Annotated in this window: 6 protein-coding genes and 2 pseudogenes; 4 read left to right on the top strand and 4 right to left on the bottom strand. The window is 61.8% G+C overall.

Annotation, left to right across the window (positions count from 1 at the left end):
• Nucleotides 1–260: 30S ribosomal protein S10 (rpsJ, locus tag Q0Z69_RS16400; RefSeq protein WP_298035477.1), on the bottom strand; the 260-nt coding region annotated here is incomplete at its 3' end.
• A 541-nt stretch (nucleotides 261–801) separates the two neighbouring features.
• Nucleotides 802–1,755: an alpha/beta hydrolase gene (locus tag Q0Z69_RS16395; RefSeq protein ID WP_298035476.1), complete on the bottom strand. Its 954-nt coding sequence runs from the start codon at nucleotides 1,753–1,755 to the stop codon at nucleotides 802–804.
• Between the two features lie 86 nt (nucleotides 1,756–1,841).
• On the opposite strand from Q0Z69_RS16395, the pseudogene glpK reads away from it, so the two are divergent.
• The 3 genes and pseudogenes from glpK to Q0Z69_RS16380 all read left to right on the top strand — a co-directional run bounded on the left by glpK (nucleotide 1,842) and on the right by Q0Z69_RS16380 (nucleotide 4,321).
• Nucleotides 1,842–3,352 (top strand): annotated as a pseudogene (glpK, locus tag Q0Z69_RS16390) (glycerol kinase GlpK).
• Nucleotides 3,353–3,439: 87 nt separating this feature from the next.
• On the top strand, nucleotides 3,440–3,814 hold the full coding sequence (locus Q0Z69_RS16385) for a zinc ribbon domain-containing protein (protein WP_298035475.1): 375 nt from the start codon (nucleotides 3,440–3,442) through the stop codon (nucleotides 3,812–3,814).
• Between the two features lie 135 nt (nucleotides 3,815–3,949).
• Nucleotides 3,950–4,321: a hypothetical protein gene (locus tag Q0Z69_RS16380; RefSeq protein ID WP_298035474.1), complete on the top strand. Its 372-nt coding sequence runs from the start codon at nucleotides 3,950–3,952 to the stop codon at nucleotides 4,319–4,321.
• 55 nt (nucleotides 4,322–4,376) lie between these two features.
• Here Q0Z69_RS16380 and Q0Z69_RS16375 read toward each other — a convergent pair whose 3' ends face one another.
• Nucleotides 4,377–5,081 (bottom strand): IMP cyclohydrolase, encoded by a 705-nt coding sequence (locus tag Q0Z69_RS16375; RefSeq protein WP_298035473.1) that lies wholly within the window; start codon nucleotides 5,079–5,081, stop codon nucleotides 4,377–4,379.
• A 13-nt stretch (nucleotides 5,082–5,094) separates the two neighbouring features.
• On the bottom strand, nucleotides 5,095–5,610 hold the full coding sequence (locus Q0Z69_RS16370; RefSeq protein ID WP_298035472.1) for a M48 family metallopeptidase: 516 nt from the start codon (nucleotides 5,608–5,610) through the stop codon (nucleotides 5,095–5,097).
• Nucleotides 5,611–5,789: 179 nt separating this feature from the next.
• Between Q0Z69_RS16370 and Q0Z69_RS16365 the strand changes: the two are divergent.
• Nucleotides 5,790–6,067 (top strand): annotated as a pseudogene (locus tag Q0Z69_RS16365) (proline--tRNA ligase); the annotation flags it as partial.

Genomic DNA, 6,067 nt, shown 5'->3' with positions numbered 1-6,067 from the left:
GCCTCGACGGTCTTGGGAGTGGACTTGGTGATGTCGATCAGTCTCTTGTGGGTGCGGCGCTCGAACTGCTCGCGGCTGTCCTTGTACTTGTGCACGGCCCGCAGGATGGTGACGACCTCCTTCTTGGTGGGCAGAGGGATGGGGCCGGAGACCTCGGCGCCGGTGCGCTTGGCGGTCTCGACGATCTTCTCTGCGCTCTGGTCGATGACCTGGTGGTCATAGGCCTTCAGACGGATGCGGATCATTTCTTTCTGTGCCATGGTTGTTTCCTCCTGATTTCGTAGGTGTTTTCACGCAGTCTCGACGACCTACGGCAAGAGAATTTTCTATACGCTTATCCGTGCGTATCATTCCAGCTCACGAAAAATACCGGCGCAGGGAACCTACGGCCGGTACACGGATCATGGCGTGGCGATCTACGCGACGTACAGATCTTCTCAGCCGCCCGATTATCGGACATACTCCCCGGAAGTTACCTCCTCTCGGAGCAATCTCCCGGTTCATCGCAGAGCCGCGGACAGGACAAGTCCTCTCACACAGCCTCTCTATCATAAAAGAAATTTCATGCTATGTCAAGAGAAATTTCTCTGTTTTTTATAAAAATCCGCAAGAAAATTTGTGAGCGGGGCCTCCGTCCGGCGGAGCGCCGGCGGATCGGCTCAGAAGGCGGCGCAGCGGGAGGCGGCTATTTGAGGCGGGACGGCCTCTCCCCTTCTCCGACCGGCGGCACATCCAAAGATGATCGGACTTTGCCTCCGGCCAAAAACAGCGCGGAAGGCTCCGCCTTCCGCGCTGTTCCTCTCACTTCAGCACAGCTCCGGTTTTTCCGGCCAGCCGCTCCTCCAGCCATTGGAAGATGTCCGTGTACACCGTCTCCCGGCAGTCCTCGCACAGGATCTCATGGCGCAGCTCCGGATAGAGCTTCATGGACACCTCCCGGACTCCTGCCTTCTGAAAGCTGCGGTAAACCCTCTCAACGCCCCTGCCGCAGTCCCCCACCGGGTCCATGGCGCCGGAGATGAAGAGGATGGGCGTGTTCAGATTCATCTTTTTCAGATTCTCCGGCCTGGCGATGAAGGTCAGGCCTCCCAGCATCTCCCGGAACAGCCCTGAGGTGGGCGTGCCGCCGCACAGCGGGTCCGCCAGATAGCGGTCCACGTTTTCCGTGCTGGCAGACAGCCAGTCGTTTTCCGTCCGATTAGGAGCAAAGCGCTTGTTATAGGCGCCGAAGGCCAGTTTTTCCACCACAGGGCTGGCCTTGTCCTCGCCGATGCGGGCGCTCTCTTCGGCGGCGATGGCCCTGCCCCCGGCGATGAGAGCCGGAGACTGCTGGCCGGTGCCCATGATAACAGCGCCGTCCACAGTGCCGGGATAGCGGATGAGATAGGTCCTTGCCAGGAAGGACCCCATGGAGTGGCCCAGCAGGAAATAAGGCACGCCGGGAAACCGCTTTCCGGCCAGCTGGCGGCGGGTATAGATGTCGTCCACGACCCAGCTCCAGCTGCCCTTGGGGCCAAAGTAGAGCCGCGCCCCGCCCTCCGCCACGGACTCCCCGTGGCCCAGATGGTCGTGGCCCACCACGGCGAAGCCCCGGGCCGTCAGGTATTCCGCAAAAGGCGCATACCGCAGGATGTACTCCGCCACACCGTGGGAAATTTGCAGGACGCCCCGCACACCGTCCTCCGGCAGCCACTCCACAGCGTGGATGGCGGTCTTTCCGTCGGCGGAGGGAAATGTAAATTCATTGCACACCATGGAAAACCCTGCCTCCTTATGATATAATTGATATATTTGGGGATATCATACCACAGATCCCACATAAATCCAAGAGGAGATCGCTTATGGACACCTATATCGTCGCCTTGGACCAGGGGACCACCAGTTCCCGGGCATCCTGTTCAACCGGGCGGGAGAGATCGTGGCCCGCGCCCAGCATCCCTTCCGCCAGATCTACCCCCAGCCGGGCTGGGTGGAACATGACCCCATGGAGATCTGGGCCACGGAAAAGCGGGCCTTGGCGGAGGCGGTGGACGCCGCCCACATCGACCCCAAGCAGATCGCCGCCCTGGGGATCACCAACCAGCGGGAGACCGCCATTGTCTGGGACCGGACCACCGGACAGCCTGTGTACAACGCCATCGTGTGGCAGTGCCGCCGCACCGCCGCCATCTGCGACCAGCTGAAAGCCGACGGCCTGGGCGAAGCGGTGACGGACAAGACCGGCCTGCTGATCGACGCCTATTTCTCCGGCACGAAGCTCCGCTGGCTTCTGGACAACGTCCCCGGCGTACGGGAACGGGCGGAGCGGGGCGAGCTGTGCGCTGGGACTGTGGACTCCTGGCTCATCTGGAACCTCACCGGGGGGAAGGTCCATGTGACAGACTACTCCAACGCCTCCCGGACCATGCTGTTCAACATCCATGCCCTGCAATGGGATGAGGAGCTGTGCCGCGCGCTGGGCGTTCCTGCCCAGCTTCTGCCGGAGCCGCGGCCCAACAGCCAGGTCTATGGTACGGTGGCCCCCGGTATCCCCGGCCTGGAGGCCCTGGCGGGCATCCCCATCTGCGGCAGCGCCGGCGACCAGCCCGCCGCCCTGTTCGGCCAGGCCTGCTTCCAGCCGGGACAGGCCAAGAACACCTACGGCACCGGCTGCTTTACCCTGATGAATGTGGGGAGCGAGGCGGTGCGTTCCCAGGCGGGGCTGGTGACCAGCGTGGGCTGGTCCGTGAAGGGTGCGACCACCTACGCCCTGGAGGGCAGCGTATTCAACGCGGGCAGCGCCATCCAGTGGCTGCGGGATGAGCTGGGGCTGATCGGGAGCGCGCCGGAGTGCGACCGGCTGGCGGAGAGCGTCCCCTCCTCCGGCGGCGTCTATCTGGTCCCCGCCTTCACCGGCCTGGGCGCGCCCTACTGGGACATGTATGCCCGGGGGACCATCGTGGGCCTGACCCGCGGCACGACCCGCGCCCACATCGCCCGGGCAGTGCTGGACTCCATCGCTTTCCAGGTGACGGATCTGGTGCGGGTCATGAACAGCGACGCCCCCTGCCCCATCACCACGCTGCGGGTCGACGGAGGCGCCTCTGTCAGCGACATCCTGATGCAGACCCAGGCGGATCTGCTGCGGCTGCCGGTGGACCGGCCCGCCCAGGTGGAGACCACCGCCTTCGGCGCGGCGGCCCTGGCGGGGCTGGCGGCAGGGGTCTGGAGCGGCTTTGACGAGCTGGAGAACCTGCGCCGCAGCCAGCATGTCTTTTTCCCCCAGCGGGAGGCCGCAGCCTGCGCCGCCGACTACGCCCAGTGGCGGCGGGCGGTGGAGCGGTCCCGGGATTGGGCGGAAAACAAAGTGTAAAGCTGTTGCGTTTTGCGAAAAAGTGCGTTATACTGAAACCAACAAGATCAGGCCGAAAGGCTGTTAATATGAAAGGGGATCACAAATATGGCATTTTCTATCGATGGATTGACCAAGAAGGCAAAAGACATGGTGAACCTGGCAGCCGACAAGAGCAAGGACGCCGCCGAGCAGGTGAAGCTGAGCGTCGCCATCGCCGGCGAGCAGAAGGAGATCGACAAGAACTACCGCAACATCGGCGAATGGTTCGTCAACGAGTACGAGGGCGAGATCCCCGACGCCGTTCGGGAGCTGGTGGAGGCCGTCAACGCCTCCAAGGCAAAGATCGCCGAGCTGGAGGCCAGCAAGCCCTCCAAAGAGGAGCCTGCCGCTCCCGAGACGGCTGAAAAGACCTGCCCCATCTGCGGAGCCGCCTCCGACAGCAAGTTCTGCCCCCAGTGCGGAGCACCCATGGGTGAGTAAAACCCGAAAACCGGCCCTTGCGGGCCGGTTTTTTTTTCACGTTTGGCGGCTGGACGGGGAGAAATTGTTGCTAATGCAATAGCTGTTCGCCGGGAAAACCGGTATGCTGAAAAAAACGACAAAGGAGGGCTTCCCATGCCGTTGTTCCCCATCAAGTCCATGTCCCAGCGGTACGCGCTGGAAAATGCCCCGGAGGATTACCGCACCGCCCAGCGGGTCGAGCAGTACCGCGTCAGCGACCAGGCCATGTACATCGCCGCTTTCCCCGGCAGCAAATACATCCCCTTCGATGCGCTGGATCAGGTGTGGACCAAAAACACCGGCATCAGCGTCACCGGCACCTGCGGCAAGCAGCTCCCCATGGTATGCCTGCGGCTGTGCTACGACGGGGAGTTCTATCAGAACTACCTCTTTGAAAAGCAGGCCGGCGCCGACCAGGTGCTGGACCGCATCCGGGCCCGCCGCCCGGACCTGCCCATCGACCGGGACGTCTCGCCCCGGCGGTGAGGGCAAGACATCGGCAAAAAAGGACCCGTTGGAGCTTCCAACGGGTCCTTTTCAATTAAAACTTGTTGCGGATGACCTGCCGGTATTCGCCGGTGTCCAGGTCGGTGTACCGCACGAAAAGGGACACCTTGTTGTCTGAATTCAGGGCGTTCCACATCCGCTCCGCCAGGGTCTCGGCGTCGGGATCGTCCAGGATGACCCGCTCCGGCTCTCCTTCGAAGGAGGGCAGGGGGCTGCCGTCGCCCATGTAGGTGTGGATGAAGCGGCCCTCGCCGGAGAGGGGATGGTCGTAAGTGTAGAAGTAGCGGTGGCAGCAGCTGGGGTCGCCGTCGGCGGATTTCAGGATGGACAGCTTGAAGCTGCCGTCGGGGCTGAGGAGGCCGGAGATGCGGGGGGTGTAGTTGGGGCCGTCCGGCTCGAACTCCCGGGTGTGGAGGGCGGAGGCAAAGGTATTGCCTGCCAGCAGGCCGTCCCGAATAGTATCGGTCTGGTCGCCGTTGGTGACGATGAGGCCCCGGCCCACCTGGCGGACGGGATGGTAGATGATGAGGCTGGGGTCTGTCATCTTGGAGGGATCGTGGGCCTCGGTGCGGATGCCGTCCTCCGTGACGGTGAACACCCGGTTCCGGGAATTCTCGCTGCGGCCCATGATGAAGTAGGCGGCGACGGCGCTCTTCCCGTCGGCGCTGCGGCCCAGGACGATGCCCCGGCCGGGATAGGGATTGTTTTTCAAAAGCGCGGTGAGGTCCAGCTTGTTCATGGGAAAGTCTCCTTTATTTTAAAAGTTTCTTCCGTTCCTTATAATCAGGCAGATATTGGGCCAGCAGGGCGTAAAAGCCCGGACCGTGGTTCTTCTCCCGGATGTGGCAAAGCTCGTGGACCACCACCAGGTCAATGGCCGCCTCCGGGCAATCCATCAAAAAGCAGGAGAAGCACAGGCTGTTTCTGCCGCTGCAGCTGCCGTACCGCTTCCGGGCGGTGGTGATCTTCAATTCTGTGGAGACAACGCCCATTTTTTCGCTCCAATAGGCCACCTTGCCCGGCAGCACGGCCCAGGCCCGCGCTTTCAAGGCCCGGATATCCTCTGCCGTAGGGGGCGGAGGAGCGGAGGCGGCCTGCTGCCGCCGCTGTTCCAGATGCTTTGCGATCCAGCCTGCATGGCTTTCCACGAAGGCGTCGATGCGGGCCTTGGACAGTGCCATGGGCGCCCGCACCAGAACACGGCAGTCCCCTGTGATCTCCAGCGCCAGGGTTTTCCGGCGGGAGCGGATCAATTCATACGTTTCCATGGAAGAGAGCATACCACACCCGGCGGGAAATGTAAATAGGTAGTACCATACTTGTCCCATTGAACGGAGCGAAACGGTAACAGTTGACAATTTTCCCCGGAATCGTTACAATAGGGATTCAGTGAAAACCGCGCTGGCGAGATACCATATTATAATATAGATGCAAAGGATTTGAGACTATGGCACAGGATAAAAGACAAGTAGACGCCATAACCCCCCGGGACGTGGACTTTGCCCAGTGGTACACCGACGTCTGCAAAAAAGCTGAGCTGATCGACTATACCTCCGTGAAGGGCATGTTCATCTACCGCCCCTATGGCTACGCCATCTGGGAGAACATCCAGCAGGAGATGGACAAGCGGTTCAAAGAGACGGGCCACGAAAATGTGTATCTGCCCGTTCTGATCCCCGAGAGCCTGCTCCAGAAGGAAAAGGACCACGTGGAGGGCTTCGCCCC

Source organism: uncultured Dysosmobacter sp. (assembly GCF_947631165.1).
Lineage (GTDB): Bacteria > Bacillota > Clostridia > Oscillospirales > Oscillospiraceae > Oscillibacter.
The sequence above is the reverse complement of the archived record's forward strand: the minus strand, read 5'-3'. Positions and strand labels throughout refer to the sequence as shown.